At 35.1% G+C, this 25112-nt stretch carries 20 protein-coding genes; 11 read left to right on the forward strand and 9 right to left on the reverse strand.

The window, feature by feature from the left end:
• The first annotated feature begins 74 nt into the window (after positions 1-74).
• The 8 genes from ACULEU_RS07300 (at position 75) to ACULEU_RS07335 (ending at position 12118) form a co-directional block, all read left to right on the forward strand.
• Positions 75-4802, forward strand: a complete 4728-nt coding sequence (locus ACULEU_RS07300) for a T9SS type A sorting domain-containing protein (protein WP_445454794.1) — start codon at positions 75-77, stop codon at positions 4800-4802.
• Positions 4803-4953: 151 nt separating this feature from the next.
• A complete protein-coding gene (locus ACULEU_RS07305; RefSeq protein WP_445454795.1) occupies positions 4954-5619 on the forward strand; it encodes a response regulator transcription factor in 666 nt (221 codons plus the stop codon).
• A gap of 6 nt (positions 5620-5625) precedes the next feature.
• Complete coding sequence (locus ACULEU_RS07310) at positions 5626-7008, forward strand: sensor histidine kinase (protein ID WP_445454796.1); 1383 nt, start codon at positions 5626-5628, stop codon at positions 7006-7008.
• A 76-nt stretch (positions 7009-7084) separates the two neighbouring features.
• The gene (locus ACULEU_RS07315) at positions 7085-7573 is read left to right on the forward strand and encodes a hypothetical protein (RefSeq protein ID WP_445454797.1); all 489 of its coding nucleotides are present in this window, start codon (positions 7085-7087) and stop codon (positions 7571-7573) included.
• A 206-nt stretch (positions 7574-7779) separates the two neighbouring features.
• Positions 7780-8922, forward strand: coding sequence for an alpha/beta hydrolase (locus ACULEU_RS07320; RefSeq protein WP_445454798.1), 1143 nt, complete (start codon positions 7780-7782; stop codon positions 8920-8922).
• A gap of 2 nt (positions 8923-8924) precedes the next feature.
• Positions 8925-10346 carry a leucyl aminopeptidase family protein gene (locus ACULEU_RS07325; RefSeq protein WP_445454799.1) on the forward strand — a complete coding sequence of 474 codons (1422 nt, stop codon included), beginning with the start codon at positions 8925-8927 and terminating at the stop codon, positions 10344-10346.
• Between the two features lies 1 nt (position 10347).
• Positions 10348-11568 carry an ATP-grasp domain-containing protein gene (locus ACULEU_RS07330; protein WP_445454800.1) on the forward strand — a complete coding sequence of 407 codons (1221 nt, stop codon included), beginning with the start codon at positions 10348-10350 and terminating at the stop codon, positions 11566-11568.
• A gap of 4 nt (positions 11569-11572) precedes the next feature.
• Positions 11573-12118, forward strand: a complete 546-nt coding sequence (locus ACULEU_RS07335) for a hypothetical protein (protein WP_445454801.1) — start codon at positions 11573-11575, stop codon at positions 12116-12118.
• A 1-nt stretch (position 12119) separates the two neighbouring features.
• Here ACULEU_RS07335 and ACULEU_RS07340 read toward each other — a convergent pair whose 3' ends face one another.
• From ACULEU_RS07340 to ACULEU_RS07380, 9 genes are all read right to left on the reverse strand, one after another.
• Positions 12120-13310, reverse strand: coding sequence for a hypothetical protein (locus tag ACULEU_RS07340; protein ID WP_445454802.1), 1191 nt, complete (start codon positions 13308-13310; stop codon positions 12120-12122).
• Between the two features lie 54 nt (positions 13311-13364).
• Entirely contained in the window at positions 13365-14192 is an 828-nt protein-coding gene (locus ACULEU_RS07345) for a type 1 glutamine amidotransferase (RefSeq protein WP_445454803.1), read from the reverse strand.
• Positions 14193-14282: 90 nt separating this feature from the next.
• A complete protein-coding gene (locus ACULEU_RS07350) occupies positions 14283-15395 on the reverse strand; it encodes a carboxylate-amine ligase (protein WP_445454804.1) in 1113 nt (370 codons plus the stop codon).
• Between the two features lie 44 nt (positions 15396-15439).
• Positions 15440-16384, reverse strand: coding sequence for an ATP-grasp domain-containing protein (locus tag ACULEU_RS07355; RefSeq protein ID WP_445454805.1), 945 nt, complete (start codon positions 16382-16384; stop codon positions 15440-15442).
• 31 nt (positions 16385-16415) lie between these two features.
• Positions 16416-17129: an esterase family protein gene (locus ACULEU_RS07360; RefSeq protein WP_445454806.1), complete on the reverse strand. Its 714-nt coding sequence runs from the start codon at positions 17127-17129 to the stop codon at positions 16416-16418.
• Between the two features lie 169 nt (positions 17130-17298).
• On the reverse strand, positions 17299-17691 hold the full coding sequence (locus ACULEU_RS07365; protein WP_445454807.1) for a glyoxalase: 393 nt from the start codon (positions 17689-17691) through the stop codon (positions 17299-17301).
• 78 nt (positions 17692-17769) lie between these two features.
• Complete coding sequence (locus ACULEU_RS07370; RefSeq protein WP_445454808.1) at positions 17770-19119, reverse strand: OmpA family protein; 1350 nt, start codon at positions 19117-19119, stop codon at positions 17770-17772.
• 105 nt (positions 19120-19224) lie between these two features.
• The gene (locus ACULEU_RS07375) at positions 19225-20484 is read right to left on the reverse strand and encodes a mechanosensitive ion channel family protein (RefSeq protein WP_445454809.1); all 1260 of its coding nucleotides are present in this window, start codon (positions 20482-20484) and stop codon (positions 19225-19227) included.
• Positions 20477-20761, reverse strand: a complete 285-nt coding sequence (locus tag ACULEU_RS07380) for a DUF3817 domain-containing protein (protein ID WP_445454810.1) — start codon at positions 20759-20761, stop codon at positions 20477-20479. The genes ACULEU_RS07375 and ACULEU_RS07380 overlap by 8 nt, the downstream gene beginning before the upstream one ends.
• An 83-nt stretch (positions 20762-20844) precedes the next feature.
• On the opposite strand from ACULEU_RS07380, the gene ACULEU_RS07385 reads away from it, so the two are divergent.
• From ACULEU_RS07385 to ACULEU_RS07395, 3 genes are all read left to right on the forward strand, one after another.
• Entirely contained in the window at positions 20845-21369 is a 525-nt protein-coding gene (locus ACULEU_RS07385; protein WP_445454811.1) for a DUF6155 family protein, read from the forward strand.
• Positions 21370-21435: 66 nt separating this feature from the next.
• A complete protein-coding gene (locus ACULEU_RS07390; protein WP_445454812.1) occupies positions 21436-22962 on the forward strand; it encodes a DEAD/DEAH box helicase in 1527 nt (508 codons plus the stop codon).
• Positions 22963-23194: 232 nt separating this feature from the next.
• A complete protein-coding gene (locus ACULEU_RS07395) occupies positions 23195-25111 on the forward strand; it encodes a DUF294 nucleotidyltransferase-like domain-containing protein (protein WP_445454813.1) in 1917 nt (638 codons plus the stop codon).
• Position 25112: the final 1 nt, after the last annotated feature.

Raw genomic sequence — 25112 nt, forward strand, 5'->3', positions numbered from 1 at the left:
GCTTAACGGTTTTATTTGTTGGTACATAATTACCTACAATAACTTTAAGATAATTAATATTAACCTTACTGAATATGAAAAAAACTATCACTCTTTCGAAAATGTTTGATGCAAAGCAACATGATAAAGCTTTCCTTAAACTGATTATGTTTGTTGTTTTTCTTTTTGGAATTCAAAACTTTTATGCACAGACCAATACTTGGGATGGCTCTTCTAGTAATAGTTGGAACACAAGTGCTAACTGGTCCTTAAATCATGTGCCTACATCTTCAGAAGATGTAGTGATTCCAAATGTATCTACTGACCCGAGGTACAGTTCTTCTTCATCCACTGTTAAATCAATAACAGTACAGAATGGAGGAAATCTTTTATTTGAAAGAAGTTCAGCCTATACACTTACGGTTACAGGAAATGTAACGGTAAACTTAGGAGGCTCTTTTGGAGTAAGAACGGGTGGAAGCGCTGCAACAAGCACACTTACTGTAGGTGGAAGCTTTGTAAATGATGGTAGTGTGGATTTTGTCGATGAAAGTGTTATCAATCTTAATTTCAACGGATCGTCTGCACAAACTATTAGCGGCTCAGGTTCAGCTATGAATTTAAATGCTATTACATTAACAAATGCATCCACATTTGCAGTTAACAGAGCTATTAATTTGGATTCAAATTGGACCAACAACGGTAAGTCTGTATCGGGTTCAGGAACTGTAACATTGAATGGTACGGCAACTATTGGTGGTTCAACCTCAACATCTTTTCCAAATTTAACGATAACAGGTACAGTTACTCAGGGAATCAGTACAAGTGTTTCTGGGAACTTTAGTCAAACCGGCGGAACGTATAATCAAAATGCAGGAGCAACAGCCTACAGTTTAACTGTAACCGGTAACTTTTCATTATCGGGAAGTAGTGTTTTTAATATGCAAACTACTAGTAATGGTCTTGGAGCAACAACTACTGTTAATGGAGCAACAGGAACAACAATTTCTGGGACTGCAAGACTTAATATGGATGATGGTGGGGCAACGGCATCGAATGTTTCTATATTCCAAACCACTAACTTTAGTGCATCTTCAACCGGAATAATTATTGATTTCGGAGATGAAGGTAACACCAAAAATAATCAGTTTAGAATTTCAGGAAACTGCTCCAAAACAGGAACTTCCGGACGATTTTATACTTCGGCTACTCCAGTAAACGGAGGATTGGTATTTAACGGAACGGGTGCAACGCAAACGGTAAGCATAGTAGCTTCATCAAACACAGAATATTATAATGTGACTGTTAACGCAAATGCTTTGGTACAATTGACATCAGCATTAACATTGGGAACTGCAAGTAACCCTGCTAGTTCATTGATAGTGAATGGAACTTTGGATACTCAGGCATTTTCTCCAGCAATATTGGGAGGCAATTCGGGTACATTTTCCCTTGCGTCAGGAGCAACATTAATCACAGGAAATGTTAATGGAATTGTTTCGGGTACAACAGGTACCGTTTCTACTTCGGTTGGAACCAGAACTTTTAATGCCACTGCCAATTATATTTTTGATGGTGCGGCAAATCAGACGGCAAACCTAGTAAATACTACACTAAATGATTTAACTATTGCCAATACTAGTGGTACAGTAACTTTGAATACTGCTCTCACAGTGAACAATGTTACTATTAACAGTGGAGGAGGTTCATTAACCGCTGGTTCAGTAACTCATTTGGTTTCCGGCAATTGGACTAATAACGGAGGAACTTTTGTGCCTGGAACCGGAACAATAGCAATGAATGGAACTTTGCAAACTATTGGTGGTACATCATCTTCGATAAACTTTAATAATCTCTCTTTGTCAGGTGGAACCAAAACATTTAACAAGTCTACAGCAATAGGTGGAAATCTATCAATAGCTTCTGGTGCCTTGGCTAACTTTGGTTCGTTGACAACCAATACATCAAGTACTTTAACACTTGGAAGCGCTGGTACTGCAGCCGCTAAATTTGGTAGCACAAGTACTTCAGCTACTGCTCCTGTTTTTAAAAATAATACTTACTTTACATCAGGAACAACTGGTTATATTACAGTTGCTACATCAAGTTGTACCGCTCCAACAATGACATTAGGAGCCATAGTATCAATTTGTCAAAATGCGTTAGCATACAGTATACCTTACTCAGCATTAACAGGATCAGCAGATTTGTATTCAATATCGGGTACAGGAATCACCGCTGTGACTTACGGTAATCTTGGTGCTGCACCATCAACAATAACTGTAAATTTAAGTTCTCCTGCTGTTGCCGGAACAATTACTCCATCAGTTTTTACAGTAACAAATAGTCTTACCGGATGTACTTCTTCAAATTTGAATGGTTCAGTTAATGTAATACCAACTGTAGGAACTCCGAGTTTTACTGTCGGAGCCTTAACTATTTGTCAAGATGCTGCAAATGAAACTTACACCGCAACTGCAACAAATTCAACAGGAATAACCTATAGTGTTTCACCAGTAGGAGCTGGAACCATTGGTTCATCAACCGGAATAATGAATTGGGATGCTAACTTTAGCGGAACTGCTACTATCACAGCGAGTGCGGCAGGTTGTAATGGACCAAAAACACTTGATAGAGTTGTTACAATTACGCCTAGCGTTGGAACGCCATCTTTTATTTTAGGTGCAACAACAATTTGCCAGGATGCTCCTGATACAACATATACCGCTACAGCAGCAAATTCTTCGGGAATTACCTATAGTGTTTCACCGGTAGGAGCTGGAACCATTGGTTCATCCACCGGAATAATGAATTGGGATGCTAACTTTAGCGGAACTGCTACTATCACAGCGAGCTCGGCGGGTTGTAATGGACCATTAACTCAAAATAGAGTTGTGCTTGTTAATCCATTTCCTGTAGTTACGGCATCAGATGTTAGCGGCTGTTCTGGAAGTTCTATTGCATTATTAGGTTCTGGCACTCCACTAGGAGGTACTGGTAATTACAGTGTAGCAAACCCTTTCATCGGAAGTAGCAGTACCACATATACGTATTCTTATACTGATCCAAATGGTTGTTCCGCTACAAGTTTACCAGCCAATATCACAATTACTGCACAACCTTTGTGGTATTTAGATGCGGATAATGATCAATATTACTCAGGAGTTGCCATTCCATCTTGTACGTCTCCTGGAGAAGGTTACACTACTGACATTTTATTTGGAGGTGGAGATTGCACAGATAATGACCCAGCAATTAATCCAAGTGTTACCGATATTTGTTATAATGGTATCGATGAAAATTGTGATACTGTTTTGTCTGATGGATGTGCACCAGTAGTGGTGAATATGACGTCATCTTATGATAACTCTACTTTGGCTTCATTGTCTTTGGCTATCCCAGCTGTAGGGTATTCGTACCCTGGAACAACAAATATTAAATATCGTTTTTCTGTTTCGAATCTAACAACTGGAATTACTGCTCCCGATGTCATTCAAACTTCAAGATATATTACTATTCCCGGAGTTATACATTCTTATAATGCTGCCTATAGTATTAAAGTTGCTGCGGTTATCAACGATGAAATAGTTCCTTTTGCAGGAAATACTATTACTGTAAATTCACCAACTGTTCAACTTATTTCTCTCAATAGTGTTAGCTGTGGCAGTACATTAGCTACATTAACTTCGACTATCATGGCTAATCCAGGATTAAATGCCACCGGATATACGTTCCGAATTCGTTTGAATGATTCAAATCCGTCACCGACTTATGGTTATTCGCCATCTGCATCACGATTTGTTGGCGCTAATTCATTTACTGGATTTCCATTACAATTTCAAACGAGTTATAAAATAGCCGTGCAGTATTCTTTTATTGATCCTATTACGAGTTTGACTGTTGAATCGGGTTATGGTGCTGAGTGTGTCGTAAATACACCATCTATTCCTATAATAGGTTTAGCATCGCCAGGAAATAATGCTCAGGTCGCTACAATGAATGCCAATATTTCAGCAACATCTGCTTCGTATGCTACATCATATCAATTCAGAATCAGATTGTTTACGGATAATGGTCCTACGCCAACCTACTATTATTCCATTCCAAATGCGAGTCGCTTCTCATCATTAACCGCATTTCAAGGAATTAGCTTTGCGTACAACACCAATTATTCTATTTCGGTTCAATATAGTGTTTTTGATGGAGTGTCAACATTATGGTCGGGTTACGGACCAGAAACTAAAATTAAAACACCATTTTTCCCAGTTACTAGCTTAATTCCGACTCAATGTGGTTCTATGTCACCTACATCCTTGACGCAACAATTAAATATTTCACCTTATCCGGGTTTCCCTAACTACAGAGTCTTATTAGAGGAAATAAGTGGAGAAGATGTGGTCAATTCTGAAGAAAGAGAAATAAGCTATTCCTATTTTAAATTGAGTGATTTCTCTATTGCACAATTAGGCAAGAACTATAATATTTCTGTTGCTATCAAATTAAATGGTGTCTTCGGAGATTATGATTCCGCTTGCGACGTATTTACAGAAGCTCCAAGTAAGACAGCGATGCCTTTAGCGTTCAATGCAAACGCTTATCCTAATCCATTTGCAAACAACTTTATGCTCGATGTTAAAACATCGAGTCAATCCGACGTAAATCTTAAAGTTTACGATATGATTGGTAGATTGATAGAGCAGAAAGATGTTAGCATTTCGGATATGGAAAACACGATGCTTGGTAATGGTTATCCAAGTGGCGTTTACAATATTATCGTATCACAAGAAGACAATGTTCAAACGTTGAGAGTGATTAAAAGATAAGGTATCAATAGCAATACTATTTTAAAAGACCTTCAAGAAATTGAGGGTCTTTTTACATTTAAAAATGAATTAAATTTTGATTAAAATAAATCTGCTTTGTTTCTAAATTTTAAAATTAAAGTACCTTTATCAAAATTCTATTTTAAATACTATGAAGCACATTCTAATAGTGGAAGACGAAGAAGGAATCCTTCAGTTCCTAAAACAAGGATTGGAAGAAGAAAACTATCAAATTACTGCCGCAAATAATGGATTGGATGGATTTACCCTTTTTCAAAAAGAAAAATTTGATTTGGTACTATTAGATTGGATGCTACCTAAAATGACAGGTTTAGAGGTTTGCCAAAAAATCAGGGAAACGAATACTAAAACTCCAATACTCTTTTTAACAGCTAAAGATACCGTTCAAGAAACGGTAGAAGGTTTGAAAGCAGGAGCCAACGATTACATTAAAAAGCCCTTTAGTTTTGACGAACTTGTAGAACGCATACGTGTGCAGCTTCGGGATAAAACCGAACAAGATATTTTGACATTAGGACCTATCGAAATCAATTTGCAAAAACATTCGGTTACAGTCAATAAACTTGAAGTTTCTTTAACTCAAAAAGAGTTTGATTTATTGTCTTATTTGGTTAAAAATAAAGGTAAAGTCTGTTCTAGAACCGAAATAATTCAAGATGTTTGGGACATTCACTTTGAATATGATACTGGAGTTATCGATGTGTTTATGAATGCCATCAGAAAAAAATTAAACTTAAAAGTAGACGAAGATTATATTAAAACTATTCGCGGTGTAGGTTACATCGCCAATGATTAATTCAAAATGCAACAACTTTCTTTTAAAAACAGAATCGCGTCCAACTACTTAATCACCACAGCATTGCTCATTTTTGTAGTGTTTTGTGTGATTTATGCTATTGTGCGATTTAGTATCAATATCAAGGTCAATAACGACATCAAACTGGAAGTTACTAAGCACTTACGGGAAATTGAAGTCAAAGAAAACTGTGTATTGCTAATACGCGAAAAGCAATGGAAAAAGATTCAATTCAATAAAGTTGATATTAGTCCGGCCTTCATTCAGTTTGTAGATGAGTTAGGCGCTTTAGTTGATAAATCTCCCAATCTGAAACAAAAACAATTAAGCTATTATCCCGAAGCCATCAACAATGTATTGTTTGACGGCAAGTTAGAAAAGACTTCCGTTAGACAGATTCAAGTTCCTTTATATCAAGATACTAAAATCATAGGTTTTATGATTATTGCGATGTCTGTAGAAGATTCGGTGATGGTATTAAACAACCTTTTCATCATCTTGGTTATTGCTTATCCTCTGATACTTTTAGTATTGTTTCTTATTGCCCGATTTATCGCCGGAAGAAGCATTAAACCCATCAGTTCGATTATTCATACTTCCAATATTATCACTAAGGATAATTTGAAATCGAGAATTCCATTACCCATAAATAAAGATGAATTGCATTTGCTTTCGATGACTATCAATAATCTTCTGGATAGAGTAGAGAACGCCATTGAACGTGAAAAACAGTTTACTTCTGATGCTTCCCACGAACTGAGAACTCCATTGGCCGTAATCAAAGGAACCTTAGAAGTGCTCATCAGAAAACCAAGAAATCAGGAGGAATACAAAGAGAAAATCGATTTTTGTATCAGTGAAGTCAACCGATTGAATCTTCTAGTAGACGAATTGTTGCTTTTGGCTCGTTTTGAAAATCAAAGACAATCTTTGAAAATGGAAAATATTTCTTTGAATGCCTTATTTCTAGACATAATTTCCAGAAACGCAAGCATCATCAATCAAAAGAAAATAAAGTGCGAAGTTCTATCGGCAAAGGATTTTTATGTTGAAACGGATGCCTATCTTTTTTCTATTGTGATCAATAATATTTTGACAAATGCCGTAAAGTATTCTAAGGTAAACGGACTAATAACTTTTGGAATTATTGAAGAAAATGATAACATAATATGCACAATAGCCGATAACGGTATTGGAATTGCAAGTGAAGATTTACAAAAAATATTCAATCAGTTCTATCGTTCTAAAGCTAATGAACATCCTGAAATTAAAGGAACCGGACTTGGGTTGTCTATCGTAAAGCGTCTCAGCTCTTTACTTCAGATCGATCTACGTATTGAAAGTCAAGAAGAAGTTGGTACCAAAGTAATTTTGAGTTTTTCTAAATAGAGCACTTTATGATAAGTATCATATCGAATGCACAGAATATAAATTACCTTGGATTAAATTATTAAATTAAATCATTATGACAGATGCGCATTATCACTTAGTTGTCAACCATTTTCCCATCATAGGAACCATCTTAGGTTTGGGAATTTTAGTTGCCGGAATATTGTTAAAGAACAATACCGTTAAGAATGTTTCTTATGTATTGTTCGTTGTAGGTGCCATTTTTGCCGCTTTCAGTATGGGAACGGGCGAAGGTGCAGAAGAAATGGTCGAAGACATGCCAAACATTGGTAAAAAAATTATCCACGAACATGAAGAAATAGCCGAAAAACTAGCGCTAGTTTTATACGTCTTAGGAATTATTTCCTTACTCGGACTCTACACCAATATCAAAAAACACAGCAAAGCTACATTAATATCTTTTTTGACGTTAGTTATTGCCATTGTGGGCGTTGTATTAGCGCAACAAGTTGGAACTACAGGTGGCGAAATCCGACATACTGAAATTCGAAATGATGCTGGTGTTGCTGCTCCTGATTCGGGAAACACAGATGACGAAGATTAACATTTAAATTAAATTCTTAAAGCCTAATTGCACAAACAATTGGGCTTTTTTTATACCATTTTCTCAAAAAAAAGGTTTGAAAGATACTTTTCTGCAATAACAAATCTATTCTGTTTAAATATCCATATATTTTGTGAAAAGGCTTTGTTTTAAAATTCCAAAAAAGTATTTTTACTACACTATAAAATAGTGAAACGTTAAGCACAATGACCAAAGAACAAAGTAGTGTGGCAGAAGATTTAGAAATTAAAAATATCATTGAACCCCAACTCAATATTATTTTAACGACTGACGAAGATGATGAACGTCCGGTGTATATCTCGGGAAACTTCAACAATTGGGTGACACAAGATAAAAAGTTTGAAATGGAAAAAGTCGGACAAGGCTTGTACCACTTCAAATTTGAACACGATTTTAATTATCCGGATGAGCTCCTGTATAAGTTTACACGTGGTGATTGGAGTGAGGTAGAGATTGATAAGTTTGGCAATAGAACCGAAAATCGTTCTTGTAAACAGCATAATGGAGTTCGTAAAGAACATGTAGCGAAGTGGCGTCGCAATTGGTTACCTTTTAAATCAAATTTTTTACCCAAAGTGCATCTGATTTCCGAAGAATTTGAAATTCCGCAACTGAATAAAACCCGCCGAGTTTGGGCATTGCTACCGCACGATTACGAAGTGTCTACTGAGAGTTATCCGGTTTTATATTTGCAGGATGCACAGAATTTATTTAACGAAAAAGCCAAATATGGCAATTGGGAAATTGATAAGAAACTAGCGGTGATGGCGGAATATAACATCGGTAAAATCATAATCATCGCCATTGAACACGCCGAAAAAGAGCGTATTAAAGAATATAATGTTGGAAATACAGTTCTCGGAAACGGTCAAGGAAAAAAATACATACGGTTTTTGACCGAAACACTAAAACCCTTTGTGGACAGTAATTTCAGAACCAAACCAGATCGACAACATACAGGAATAGGAGGTAGCTCGATGGGTGGATTGGTTAGCATTTTTTCGGGGATAATGTACCCTGAAATCTTCGGAAAACTCATGATATTTTCACCGTCACTTTGGGTCGTTCCTAAAATCAAACTGTCCTTTTTAGATATGGATGAACCACAAGATACCCGAATTTATCTGTATGCCGGTGGCGATGAAAGTGCCACTATGATTGATCACGTAAAAAATTTCAAGAAACGATTACTCAAAAAAGAAGGATTTGCCGATATGATGAAAGTCAGATTAAGCCTCAATATGGAAGGCAAACACAATGAACGCTATTGGAGTGATGAATTTCCGAAAGCAATTGAATGGCTTTATTTTAGTAACAAAGAAGATTAATTATGCAAATTAAAAAAATACCAAACCTCGATAATTTTACTGGAACGATACTGATTCCCGTATTCGAAACCACAGCCAAAAGCATTGTTCCGATTGAATATCACGGAGTTTCCGTATATTCACAAGTATTCTACGGAAAAAAAGATACGCATTATTTGGTTGAAAAATACGATTGTACTCACGTCTTCATAGGTCTTGGAAAAGAAGTTGACTATAAGTCGCTTAAAACCATTTTCAGACGAATTGCTGCCAAGCAAAAAGACGTTTTTGGTAAGAATGTCGCTGTGGTTATTCCCGATTCTTTCAACAGTAATCAAGTGGAGGCTATGTTTTGCGGACTTTTATTAGGAACTTATAATTTAGGGCATTACAAAAAAGCCGAAGCGCATCCATTCCTAAATGCTGGTTTTGAAATGAAATACATTGCCAAAACTGAATTTGAGGAAACGATAACGAAATCCCTTAAAATTGCTAAGGCTCAACTTGAAACTTTTGCTTTAGTTGATTTACCTCCTAACAAAGTCACCCCAAAATATTTGGCCAATTGGGCTTCGGAATCTGGAAAAAAATACGGTTTTGATGTCACGGTTTTTGGTAAAGATAAATCGACAGAAATAGGTCTGCATTCTTTTCTATCGGTAGGCAAAGGAAGTGCTCAAGAACCGCAGTTTATCATCATGGAATACAAGCCTGCAAATGCCAAAAAACACATTGGTTTGGTTGGAAAAGGAATCACATTTGACACAGGAGGACTGAATATAAAGACGGCCGGAATGGTACAGATGAAATGCGATATGGCTGGTGGCGCTGCTGTTTTAGGAGCAATGCAATTAATCGCTGATTTACAATTTCCAGTTCAGGTTACAGCTATTGTGCCGGCTTGCGAGAATTCGGTTGATGCCTTATCCTTTTTGCCAAGCGATGTGATTCAGAGTTACGCTGGTCATTCAATTGAGATTATTGATACCGATGCGGAAGGACGATTGATTTTGGCTGACGGATTAGCCTATTTGATTAAAAATTATAAACCTGACACTGTTCTTGATTTAGCTACTTTAACGGGAAGCGTTGTGGGAACTTTAGGGTATGAGTGTGCCGGACTTTTTACTAACAATGAGGCGTTATCCCAAAAACTGCAAGAATCGGGGAATGCTATTGGAGAACGCTTATGGCAATTACCACTTTGGGATGTTTATACTCCTGATATTGAAAGTGAAATTGCTGATGTCAAAAATTATTCTGGAAAACCGGTAGCCGGAGCCATTTCTGCAGCCAAATTTTTAGAGTTTTTTACAGATAAACATACTTCATGGGCACATCTGGATATTGCTGGAGTGGCTTTTGGAGATTCTGAGTTTGCCAAAACCAAGCATGCAACTGCTTATGGCGTACATTTAGTTACTAATTATATCGAAAACCTGTAATATGGAAAATCCAATCAAAAACTTCATTTGTGTTTCGAACTATTTTAAAGGGAACGACTTTCTAATCAATCTTAAAAAGCAAGGAAACCGAGTCTATTTAATTACTTCCGAAAAACTACGCGATAAGCCGTGGGCAGTTGATTATATTGATGAAATCTATTTTATGCCGGGTCAGGACACCGATTGGAATTTAGACGAATTATTGTCTGGAGTTGGAAGCTTGATGCGCCATAAAAAAATTGACGGAATTGTAGCTTTGGATGATTTTGATGTAGAAAAAGCGGCCTTTTTGAGAGAAAATCTTAGAATTGATGGTATGGGACAATCTACCGGAAGGTATTTCCGTGATAAACTCGCCATGCGTATGAAAGCCAAAGATGCCGGAATTCCAATTCCTGCTTTCAGTTCGTTATTCAATGATGAAGAAATCAATCAGTTTGCCGATACTGTTGCACCTCCATGGGTTTTAAAACCGCGTTCTGAAGCTTCGGCATCTGGTATTATGAAAGTTCATTCTAAGGAAGAATTATGGCAAAAGATCCATGAATTAGGCGATAACCATCGATTGAAATATTTGGTAGAACAATTCAAGCCTGGAGCTGTTTATCATTGTGATGGACTCAATTGGAAAGGCAAAACGGTATTTTCTATTACATCTCAATATTTGGCCACGCCAATGGAAATCTCGCAAGGTGGTGGTATTTTCAGAAGTGCTAATATTCCGTATAATTCGAAGGACGATAAGGAAATCAAAAAATTAAACGAACAGGTTTTAAAGGCATTTGGCATGATGCATGGTGCTAATCATACCGAGTTTATCAAATGCAATGACGACGGAAAAATTTATTTCTTGGAAACTGCTTCTCGTGTTGGTGGCGCACATCTCGCCGAGATGGTTGATGCCGCTTCTGGAGTAAATCTCTGGAAAGAATGGGCAAAAATTGAAGACTGTTTGATTAAAGGAAAAGAATATAAATTGCCAGTCATAAAGAAAGAGTTTGCCGGAATTGTATTAACACTTTCCAAATTTGAGCATCCCGATTTATCCGGATTTGATGATGGCGAAGTTTGTTTTAGAGTACCTTTGGAATATCACGCCGGACTTATAGTCAAAAGTGATGCTAACAAACGAGTGCTGGAATTATTAGATGATTATGCTGAACGTTTGATAAGAGACTTTGCCACTGTGGCACAACAGGAAGCTGTGAAAAAATTACATTAATATTGTGGCAAATAAAATCTATAGTAGGCTCAACTTTCATAAACATACTTTCTGCATTTGGAAAGAGGTTTTATTTGCTGAAATCAGTGATTTAAAAATCAGTTATACGAGTCAATCCGGAAGTCGGTATATTTTTACGGTCGAAGGTTTGTACCGCATTTCGAACCATTGGGGAAGAGTTGCTAACTGTCATTGGAGATTGATTCCCTTAGCAGATTTTAAGAGTCAGCATACCATTGTTGGTTACGCCAATTGGGCCGATTTTTATTCGAATGATGATACGTCCAAATTGTTTTTTATCAAAATGGATTTTGAAACGCAAGAAGTGAATTTTTATCACAAACACAGTTTGGGAAACAACGAAAAGGTAATTCTGAGAAATGCCAAAGAAACGGCTAAAACCATCAGAACTGTCAAGCAAGTATTAAACGAAACAGATTGGGCCAAACATCTTCATTATGAAGATTTAGAAGTTTTACGAAAGCAAATCATCGAAGCCTTAATTACTTCTGATAAAAGCTTTTTAGAGATAAAGAAAGCCTATTTGTAGTTTACTTTTCAAACATCCCAACAGTTCCGCCAACCCAATCTTTGTCTTTGTTGAATTTTACGCCAATCATTTCCCCACGACTTAATCGAACCAAATTGGTTACTAGAGTAGGTGATGGAGCCTCTTTTTTCCACACGGCAAGGATACGCACTTCAGCTTTTACTTTACCGTTGGGCGATTGAATGATAGGTTTGTAATTGACTTTTTTCTGAAGAATGTACAAGTCTTTTTCCTTTACCGCTTCGATATCTTCTTTTTTGACATGAAAAATAACACCGCTTCCTGAAAAGGAGAACAAGGGTTTGAGCACATAATTTTCCAAATCGGTTGGAATTTCTTTTAAATCGGAAAGCAAAGTGGTTTCTATAAAATATTTTCCTTTTAGATAAGGCAATATAAATTTACTGATTCGGAAAAACCAATTCGGATGACCTGCCCATTCTACATCTACATCCGAAGAAAAATCGAAGTTTAGTTTTAAGTCGGTTCGCAAATCCAGTTCATCAAAAATAACACGATTATAGATTCTTTTCACCTGAATTTCATCGCCTTGTTTATTTTTATAAAACAATATTTTACCCTTTTGATATAATTCGGTTACACAAACAATAGGAATACCGATATCTTGTCTACAGTAATAAAAATCAATTTTGGTATTTTGTTTTTCGGGCTCAATTTCCAATAAAATCACATTATCCTTAGGGAAATTATTACAGATAACTTCGTCAAGCAGTTTCAAATAACTTTCAGGATTCAATCCACTTAAAAAAGGAGTGAGTTCTGATAGGAAAGGGTAGTGGTTGACGAACTTTTGGGACAAATGATTTTGAAAATTGAATAGCGATGGAAATCCTTGTACTTCAATAAGCTTTGGGGTAATTTTTCCGTCTTCTTCGCAAATTCCGAAATCAATAGCTAAAAAAGTAGTATGATTATCTTCATTGGGAACTTTTCTATTGAGTTCTAAGGCTTTATTGGTTAGGCTTTTGAACTCTTTAGTCTTAATAAAATCAATTACCTGTTGACAACCTTCGAGCAATTGCTCTTTTAATTCGTTTCGGATAAAAAAAGGTGTTTCACCAATACGGAATGTGACGTCATAATCAAAATCGGAGTTGATATCCTGAATAAGATTTTGATATTTTTCAACCGAGAAATTTTCGTTAAAAAGATGTCTGTATTTGGTATTCATTTTGAAGTATTAAGATAGTAGCAGTAAGACAATGATTAAAGAAATCCTAATTTACTAATTCGTCAATGCCTTTTTATGCTTAATCAAATCATTGATAGCAATTCGGAGAAAATTTGGAATGATGGTTTCATTGGTTTTGTAGATTTTGTCTTCGTCCAACAAGTCTTCCAGCATATCTCTGAATTTTTGCTTCCCTTTCATAGCGATAATCTTTTCACGTCTTTCTTTACTTTTAAGATTCGCAATAAAGCTTAACGCATCAGCTTCGGGATGGAATTGCAAACCGACAAATTCATCCGAAAAGCGAACACCCATAATTGCACGCTCGTATTCTCTGTGCGTTCTGATTTTTTCAAGGGCAATAATCATGGCACCCTTTTTACTGAAAATGCTCAGTTTTGGCTGCACAACTTGATAATCTCTACTATCAATAGCATAAAATGGATTCTCTAATCCTTCCAGAATTGGGTCATTTAAACCTGCTTCCGTCTTATGAATGGTCATGACGCCAAAGGAAGTTGATTTTCTTTTGTTAATCTCAGCCAAACCAAAATGATAACAAGCCATTTGAAAGGAGTGACAGATAAACAAAACGTGTTTTTTAACTTTTTGCTCTTTGTTCCAAAGCCATAATTCATCGATGAAATTGTACCATTTTAAATCCCAATTGCCGTTGCCTTCCAGAGGATTTCCGGGTCCTCCTGTTGAAATGAATATATCAAACTTTTGAATGTTTGGAAATTCACTTTTCCCTCGAACATCAAAAATCTGGAACGTTGCAATTTGGTTAAATCGATTTATGATATCAATAATACAACGCATTCCCTGATTTGGTTCTCCGTCATACATATCTAAGACTGCTATTCTAATTTGGTGACTCATTGTACATCTTTAATGCTGCAAATTTAAACAATTAGTATTCAGTGATGGGCATTTAGAAATCAGTTTATAACAATTAAATTAACAGTTTGGTTACAATCCGCGAGTAAATTCGCTCGTAATCATATCTACAACTTTGGTCAAATCATGTGTTTCTTCAAAAACCTTAAGCTGTTTATCGGCACCAGTTCCTTCGTTAAGAATGGTGTGAATGTAATTGATATGTTCACGGCTTCCGAGTTCATCAACTACATCGTCAATAAACTCGAGTAATTCGTGAATCAAGCTTTTAGTTTCTACCTCTTTTTGCAAACCAAAATCAATCATGTTACCATCAATTCCGTAACGAGCAGCCCTGAATTTATTCTCCTTAATCAAAGCAATTCGATAGATATTGAAACTAGTATTGGCCATGGTTAGTTTATACAATTTGGCCACAATGGCCTGGATTACGGATACGATACACATAGCTTCATCAACCGTCAAACTCATATCCGTTATCCTAAATTCAATAGTGTCGTAAAAAGGATGCAAACGTAAATCCCACCAAATTTTCTTCGGATTATCAATACATTTTGTTTTAACCAATGTTTCCAGATAATTGTCATATGCCTGAACGCTGTCAAAATATTCGGGTAAACCGGTACGTGGAAATTTATCAAATACTTTAGTTCTGAAGGACTTGTAACCTGTGTTTCTTCCTTCCCAAAAAGGCGAATTGGTTGATAAGGCAAAAATATGAGGTAAAAAATAGCAGGCCTGATTCATCAATTGTAGGCCAATTTCACGATTTTCAATACCAACATGGCAATGCATTCCGAAAATTAGATTGGAACGGGCTGCATCTTGTAATTCGTTTACAATATGATGGTATCGTGGATCGTCAGTAATAGGTTGATCTTGCCAACGTGAAAAAGGGTGCGTTCCTGCACCACCAACAACTAAGCCTTGTTTATGCGCTAGTTCTACTATTTTGCTACGGAGAAAACGGATTTCTTCTTTGGCTTCGCATACATTTTTGCAGATATTGGTCCCGACTTCTACAACAGACTGGTGCATTTCGGCTTTAACCTGTTCGTTGAGAATAATTTTGGCACCATCAACAATCTTGGATAAATGCGAACGCAAATCACGTGTTTCCGGATCAATAATTTGATATTCCTCTTCTACACCTAGAGTGAATATAGGTAATTTTTTCGTCATCATTCTTTCGTTTATAATTTCAAAGTAGCAAAGTCAATTAAAATTGGCTACTTACTTGCAGAATCCTTAATAAAGGTTCCCCAAGTTAAATTAGTTTGTCCTGGTTTTTGCTTTTTGGCTGCTGCGATGGCCATTTTTGCAGAAGTTTCTACAACCCATTCAAAATTTTCTGCCCCAACCGATGTGAGTTCAGCATCAGGTGCTGGGTTTCCAAAATCGATAGCGTAAGGGATTCCGTCACGAACAGCAAATTCGACAGTATTAAAATCATAACCTAAACCTTTACAAAGTCTTAGTGTGTAATCCTTTATGGTTGCCAAAAGTTTTTTGTCTGTATTGGGATTTTCAACAACATATCTTAAATGATGTGGATTTCTGGGCTCGTAAGGCATGATACGTACGTCTTTGCATCCCAAACAATAAACACGATAGTAATCTTCAAATACAATCTCTTCCTGTAAAAGCATTACTAATTGTCCCGTTTCCTGATGCTTTTGCCAAAATTCTTCCTTGTTTTCTAATCGATACACATTTTTCCAACCGCCACCAGCGTAAGGTTTCATGTAAGCCGGAAAACCAATATACTCAAAGATTCCGTCCCAATCCATTGGATATTTTAAATTTCGGAATGATTTTGAAGTAGTGTCTGTCGGATGTTCAGCCGAGGGAAGAATCACGGTATTGGGTAGCGGAACTCCTAAAGTATCCGCCAGACAGTTGTTGAAGAACTTATCATCGGCACTCCACCAAAAGGGATTGTTAATTACATTGGTTCCGGTTAGTGCCGCATTTTTTAAAAAAGCTCTATAAAAAGGGACATCTTGCGAAATTCGATCAATAATAACGGCATATTCGCCACCTTTATTTTGAACAACTTTATCTATAGAAACAGCTTCAGCCATTATGCCTTTTTCAGCTTTTGAATTTACCCTATCTATAAATGCTTGTGGAAAAGTGTCTTCCATTCCGAATAGTATTCCAATCTTTTTCATCTTTATTGATTTTGTTTTTTAGTACTTTTTTTTAGAAAAATTTGATTCTTGATAAATAATGCGGAAACATTTCTCGCCAAACCGGCCAATCGTGTTCCCGGTCTTGTCGGATATCCAACCAATGTGGTAAATCTTTTTGGGCTAATATTTTACTTAGTTTCAAATTAGCATCAAAGCAAATATCCCAATTGGAAGTTCCTAAAATGATATCCATATTCCATAATTCGCCATCGTTAAGACCATGAAGATAATCTTCTGGAGAATTGTAAAAGACATCATCATCCCAATGTCCGTCCATAAAACTTTTTATCGAAAATGCACCACTCATAGAAAACATGTGGCTAACATAACCGGGATGTTTGAAGGCAAAATTTAAAGCATGATAACCTCCAAAACTGCAACCAGCAACAGCTACTTTTCCGACTCCGGTGTTATTGCGAACACGTTCTACAATTTCGTGGCAAATCATTTTATCATACCAAGCATGATTCTGAATTCGGTGTACAGGATGAATGAATTTGTTGTAAAAGCTGTCTTTATCAATACTGTCAGGACAAAATATTTGTACTAATCCTTGATCAATAAACCAACGAGCACTTTCAATCAAACCTTGGTCTCTATTTTCGTGAAAACTTCCCATAGAAGTAGGGAAGAGGATGATTGGATATCCGGCATGACCAAATACGAGCATCTCAATTTCACGATTTAAGTTAGGTGAATGCCACTTAAAATATTCTTCTCTCATAAATTGTCATTAGTTTAACAATTATAATGAAAAAAACGTTGTGAAATCAATAATAATATAGAAACAAATAAGTATTATGATATAGTTTTTAAAGATAATTAGTTTTTAAATTATCCTTAAAAAACCGACCAAAATCAACAGTGGATTTTAATTTTTTTCAATAGATAAACTATTGTTCTATTAGTTGTAGTTGACTTTTCAGCCGTTCTATGAGCATATTCATCATCCTTTTATTCAAATTGGAAGATATCTGAATATATTCGGCATATTCCTCTAAAGTAAAAAAAGCAATTACCATTCCTTTTAAAGCGTTACGAAACTTGATGTCTCGGTGGATTACGTTTTCAATGTAGGCCATTTTTTTGTCTGGAGTTAATCCAAAGAAGACACTTTTTTGTTTGACGGCATAATTTATAAAAACCTGAATAAATAAATCATTTTGTAATTTTAAGATAGGGCGGAGGGTTTTGTTCTGAAAAACTTCTTCGAGTGAAGATTGATTAGTAATGTTTCCTAAAGCTTCACCTCTCAATTCTAAAACATTGTTATCTCTTGCTTCCATGGTTTTTCTTTAAAGTTATAAAAAAACCTCTGTTGAAAAACAGAGGTTAATTTATAGTTATCAATAATCAATTGTTAATTATTTCACTTTGAAAACAGCTTTACGAACTAGACGTCTTGCCCATTCCGATTTCTTATCAACTGAATCATCTTCACCTCTTGAGAGGATGCTTATTCTCGATTCAGCTATTCCCGCTTTTACTAGGATAGATTTTACTGCTTGAGCTCTATCGTTAGCTAGCTTGTCGTTGTATTGCGTTCCGCCAATTTCATCTGCATATCCTGAGATATCAACAGATTTGTCAGGGTTGTTTTTAAGATAGTTCAAGATAAATCCGATATTGCTAGCAGAAGCAGCATTTGGAGTTGCTTTTGCAGTATCAAAATAAGCTGCAATATAACCATCATTTATAAGTTGTAATACTGCACTTTCTGTTGCTGCTGCCGTTGCTGCAGTCGTGCTATTGGTGATGGTATTATTAACATATTTCTCTAAATCATCAGGCACACCATTATTATTTTTGTCTACCATTCTACCTTTAGTATCCACAGCTACACCAGCAATAGAATTCTGTTCAGCATCTAAGTAATCTGGAACACCATCTTTATCGCTGTCGTTCATCAATTCTTCAATCTCACCAATTCTATTATTAAGAGAATCTAACTTAGCATCATTTTTATCTTGAATGATAGCCCAGTCACCGTGAATTTTACCTTTACCTAAAGCTATTGAAAGTCCTAAAGATGTTCTAAACAAACTACCCGTTAAATTGTTTTTAGACTCAGAGAATGTTGTTCCATCCCAATTGTAGTGTTGTCTAACATTTGAATTTACTGTAACATCAGCAAAAACACTCACGTTTTTGAATATTCTGAACTGAGGAGATAATCCACCTATTATTCCACCATTCCATTCTGTTTTATCTTGAGGTCCCATTTGAGGTGTCATTCTAGATATTTGAAAACCGAAATGAAATAACAAACCAAATCGTCCTGCTTGCTTCTGTATGTCAAAAAGTCGAATCAAGTTAGCTACACCTTCACCAGAAAATTGGTGATGCTGCATTTGAAATGGTAAACTTCCAGAATTATTCTGTTCCTGAAGGTTGTCAACATTGATGTTAGCTTTAACTCCGAATTTTGGACTGAACATGTATCTCGCTCCGAAACCAAAAGAATTGAATGCTAATCCACCAAAAAATTTACCTGGATTATTAGCATAGTATCCATCAGTGTAAGGTTTAGAACCTTTTGCTTGACCAAAACTACCTTCAATAGACCATCTGTTAAAGGTTTCACCAACAAGCTCCTTGTCCGGTTCAGCAGCGATAAGATCTAAAGCTACTTTATTTTTTTTGTCTTTCTTTTGGGCATTTGTGGATAACGAAAAACATAATAAAGTTATCAATAATAGTAAGCTATTCTTCATAGGGTTTGATTTATAATTATTAATGAAATGTTAAATCGATACAAATATAAATGTTTCAGATTAAAAATCAACTTTTTTATATTTTATTGACTGTAATATGAGGGTTTATTCTATAAAATCACTTTTTCCAGAAGGCATCTCATATATTTCAAGATCGAAATAGCTGATGGAGGCGAAAATGTGATCAAAAATATCTGCCATTATGTATTCATAGTTTTCGAAACGTTTGTCATTTGAAAAAGTATAAATTTCTAAGGGAATTCCATGCGGAGTAGGCTGTAATTGCCTACATAACAAAATCATATCTTTATTCAATCCAGGATATTGGTGCAAATATTGTGTGATATATTTTCGAAATAACCCAAAATTGGTCATATTTCTGCCATTAATCAAAACTGTCTTATCAATGTGGTGGGTTTTGTTAAATTTCTCAATCTCATTTTGTCGGTTCTCAATGTAGCTTGAAACCAATTGAATTTTCTTCAAACCTTGTAACTCCTCATCGTTTAAAAAACGTATCGAGTTGGCTCTGATTAAGATATGCCTTTTAATTCTTCGCCCATCAGAATTTAACATACCACGCCAATTTCTGAAGGAATCTGATATCAAACTGTAGGTTGGAATTGTAGTGGTTGTATTGTCAAAATTTCTAACTTTTACAGTAGCCAAATTGATTTCGATTACGTCTCCATCAGCACCAAACTTATCAAAAGTTATCCAGTCACCAATGCGAACCATGTCATTTAAAGATACCTGCACACTAGCTACAAAACCTAAAATGGTATCCCTAAATATTAAAATGATAATAGCAGAAATGGCTCCAAATGTTCCTAACATGGTGTTAGTACTAATGCCAAAAAGTTTGGAAATCACAAAAATGAAAGCAAAAAGCCAAAGCACTATCATAATAATTTGAATGTAACTATCAATAGGCTTGTCGCTGTATTTTGGATCTTGTTTTAAATAATCTCGTAAGGCATTAAAAATGGTTTTGATTATCCACAAACTTAGTAAGACAATGTAAATTCCAACGAGTTTACCAAAAATGGCTTCCCAGTACACAAAATTTTCTAAAATAATGGGGACACATTTATAGATAAACAAGAGCGGAATTAAATGAGCAATATATTTGGCTGTTTTATTGGATACCAATAAATCGTCAAATCTAGTTTTCGTTTTTCTAGCAATGACAATCATCATCGTAACTAGTATAAATCTGAAAATCAAATAAATAAAATAGGAAAAAAGGCAAAGTATAAAAATATTCACGGCTAAACTAAGGTACGCTGTAGTGGTTTCCCCTAAATCAAATTTTTGGAGAAACGGATAACACCAACCAAATACTTTTTCTACAATTTTATGCATTTTTCAAATATTTTTTTTCAATGTAAAAAGTGCCAAAAGGCAATAAAGAAGCCACTTGCACAATACAAAACTCTTTGAAGTTCCATTGTTGATTTTTCCAAATGATAAATGCCAAAGCTACATAAGAGATGAAAAGTAAGCCATGTGCCATACCAATGGGAAATAACAAAGATTTGTATAATTCGAGATCAAAACGCTTAATAACTAACATGTTAAAAAACAACACTAAATAAGAAATACCCTCTGAAATGGCAATAAATTTGAAAAGCTTGTTCATGATTTGTAATTTATCCTGCAAAAATAACGAATAACATTAATTATGTAGGTAAACAAGTCATAAACTAATTTACATTTGTAATTATGAGCAAAAGAGATTTAAAGAAATACCTAAATGAACTTAACAAAGAGCAATTGGAAGAGCAATTGGTCGAATTGTATGAAAAGTTCAAAGATGTCAAAGTCTATTATGATTTTGCTTTTCATCCCAATGAAGAAAAACTGGTTAACGAAGCTAAGGTCAAAATTGCCAATGAATATTTTCCGGTAAAAGGGAAAAGACCAAAAATGCGCCGTTCTGTAGCTCAAAAATATATTAAGCATTTCATCACTCTAAGTGTTGATGTTACAAGGGTTGCAGACCTTATGCTATTCACTATTGAAACAGCACAGCGTTTTTCGTCTAAAAAAATAATAAAATATGATTCTTTTTTTAAAAGCATCTTTACAGCTTATCAACTGTCAGTAACTTTTTTAATTGAAAACGGAATTATCAATGAATTTTTGGATAGAGTAGTAGCTGTTAGAGAAGAAGCTATTAGTCAACATTGGATGAACAAAGAGGAATTTATTGCCTTTCTTGATCGTTTTGATGATAATTTTTTGTAAATAAGCTGTTTAATTTTGGTGACAAGTCTTTTTTAGGTGTACTTTTGCAAAATTGTAAAAATCACCATGTCTCAGAAAGATTTAATTAGCGAGATTGAAGAGAAAAAGGAGCTTTATGGCTACCAAAAGGGCGATATTGACAAAATTTTTGACCGACTTGATAATGCTCCAAATAACTATCATTTATTGTATCAACTGCCAACTGGCGGTGGAAAAACAGTAATATTCTCCGAAATTGTTCGACGCTATTTATCACAACATGATAAAAAAGTTGTGGTACTCACACATCGAATCGAGCTTTGTAAACAAACCTCGAAAATGCTTAAGGGATTTGATGTCAAAAATAAAATAATCAACAGTAATATTAAAGAATTGCCTGATCAAGAAGAGTATTCTTGTTTTGTTGCCATGGTAGAAACTTTAAAAAATCGACTAAACGATGAGAAGTTGATGATTGATAATGTAGGTTTAGTAATTATCGATGAAGCGCATTACAATTCCTTCCGAAAATTATTCAGTCAATTCAAGAATTCATTTATTCTAGGAGTTACAGCAACGCCATTGAGTTCTAATATTAAGTTGCCAATGCACAATAATTACGACGAACTTATTGTTGGTGACACCATTCAGTCTTTAATTGACAACGGATTTTTAGCCAAGGCAACCACTTATAGTTATGATGTAGGGCTAACTTCCTTAAAAGTTGGGATTAATGGAGATTATACAGTTAAATCTTCTGACGATTTGTACATGAATATGGTCATGCAAGAAAAATTATTACATGCATATTCTGAAAAATCACTTGGCAAAAAGACTTTAATCTTCAATAACGGAATCAACACCTCATTGTATGTTTATGAAACCTTTAAAGAAGCTGGATTTGATATTCGACATTTGGATAATACCACATCTGTTGAGGATAGAAAAGACATTTTGCTATGGTTTAAGAAAACGCCGGATGCTATTTTGACTTCTGTTGGAATTTTGACCACAGGTTTTGATGAACCTACTGTAGAAAGCATTATATTAAATCGGGCAACGAAGTCATTAACGCTTTATTTTCAAATGATTGGACGTGGTTCCCGTAAATTGCCTCACAAAAATGATTTTACGGTTATAGATTTAGGAAATAATGCTTTAAGATTTGGTTTATGGAATGATCCTGTGGATTGGCAGCATATTTTTAAATCGCCCGAATATTATTTGGAAAGTCTAAGAGATGATGCCGAAATAGAAACTAACTTTAAGTACGTAATGCCAGATGCCATTCGGAAAATGTTCTCTAAATCGAGTGATATTTCAATGGATATTGACGAAGAATTTAAAAAAAATGCCGCTTTAAATAAGCGATCTAAAGAAGTGCTTGACAAATCTATTGACCAACATGCTTTAATGTGTGTCCAAAATACAACCGAATTGAATCAAGCTAGAATGCTTTCCAAATTATTATCAGATGATATCGAAAGTCGTGTAATACGATTTGTAAGTTGTCTTGGAAAAACTAGTAAAAACTATCGGGAATGGTTGATTGAAGATTATAAAGGCAAATTAACTTTAGCTATTGGAAAAAAGTTTAGAGAATTAAATTTTTAGATCTTAGTTTAAATAGTTCAATTTATATTGAATAAAATCAGATGTTTACGATAAATTTATTTCTATCTTATTTAATTTTGAAATAGAACTATAATTTATATTATGTAAAATAGGAAAAATAGAAGCAACAACTTAATCAACACTGTAACTTTTATAAATGTTTTTAACAATAGGCTTCTTCTTCTCTTAAGCTTTACTATTTTTGTATATCACAATAATCAACACTATTATAATGAGTAATTCGATTGCTGAAAATATTGCAAATTTTTTAAAAGAATATGCGCCGTTTAGTTATTTAACTCATAACGAATTAATCCAAGTTTCGACAAGCATTGGTGTTGTAAATTTAGATAAACATAAAATTCTCTTCAATGTTAATGACAAACTCCACGATAGTTTCTACGTTGTGGCACATGGAGTTATAAACCTTTCTGTAATTGCTGATGCAGAAGAAACACTGTTAAACAAGTGTTATCCCGGAGATGTCTTTGGTTTGCGCCCGTTTTTTGCTAAAAACAATTATATGATGACCGCTAAATCGCGTGAGGATAGTATTGTTTATGCGATTCCAATTAGTATATTCAAGCCGTTTGTAGCACAAAATCAGCAGGTTTTAGACTTTTTATTAGAAAGTTTCGCAACCAATACCCGCAACCCTTTTGATAAAGAAAATCGCGGAAAGCTCATTACGGATAATGTTTTTACTGAAAACCAACAAAATGAAATTCAATATTTTCAATCATTAGCCTATAACAAAACCCCGCTCAAGATTGCCAATACTGCTATTTCTAAAGATACAGCGCAACTCATGACGGAGAACATGACAGATAGTGCAATTGTTATTGAACAAAATTATCCCGTTGGAATTGTAACTGACAGCGATTTTAGGTCAAAAATAGCCAACGGTAGATTTCCACTGATATCCTCTATTGATAAAATAATGTCCTCTCCGGTAATCACTGTACCTGAAAATGTTTCAGTGGCCGAAGCACAACTTTTAATGTTAAAGCATAATGTAAGTCATCTATGTGTAACTACTGATGGATCAGATAAATCAGATGTTAAAGGAATTATTTCGGAGCATGATTTAATTGTGGCACAAGCAAATAATCCAGGAGTTCTCATCAAAGAAATTAAGCGTTCTCTCTCCCCTAAAGAGCTAAAATTGGTGCGAGAAAAACTAACTGATTTAATTCAGAATTCCATTGCCAAAAACATTCCGTTACCTCATATTTATAATATTTCCGGTGAAATTATTACGGCAATCATTAAACGTTCTATTGAACTGTCTATTTTGGATTTAGGCTCGCCTCCGGCCCGATTTGCTTGGTTTAGCATAGGAAGTCAAGGCAGAAAAGAGCAATTTCTACTTACAGATCAAGACAGCTTTTTGATTTTTGAAGATGTCGCTACCGAAAATTATAGGGATGTTAAAGATTACTTTTTGAAACTAGCCAAAAGAGCTACTACAATTTTAGAAAAAGTGGGGTATGAATTTTGCCCGAACGGTCACATGGCCAGTAATATGCTTTGGTGTAAATCGATGTCAGATTGGATCAAACAATTCAACAATTGGATGAAAACCCCGGGTGATAAATCAAATGATATCAGTAGCATCTTTTTTGACTATGAATTTGTTTTTGGAGAAAGTAAAATAGAAGATGCAATAAATGATATTGTTTTCAAAAACACCAAAAATAACGCGTTGTTCTTTGATTATCTTGGAAATGATGCTTTACGAAAAAATCCACCCTTAAACTTCTTTAAGAAATTTAATCTTGAAGAAGAAGGTGAACATAAAGGTAAATTTGACATCAAAAACAAAGCTATCATGCCTTTAGTTGATGGTGCTCGTCTATTTGCCATTAGCTTTAATTTACGCGGCATTAACAATACTTATTTGAGGTTTAAACAATTAGCGATATCGGACCCAAAATTCTCTGAAATTTACCTTAATTGTGCTGATGCTTTTCTGATTCTTTCAAAATTCAGAACTTTAGAAGGGTTAAAAAATGATGGTAATGGCAGTTTCATAAATGTGGAAGAGCTATCCAAACCAGATAAAGAGAAATTAAGAAATGCCTTAGGACCCATGCGTGAATTAGAAGAATTAATTAAAGATAAGTTTCAATTAACACAATTCTCATAGT

Source organism: Flavobacterium sp. 25HG05S-40 (assembly GCF_052654735.1).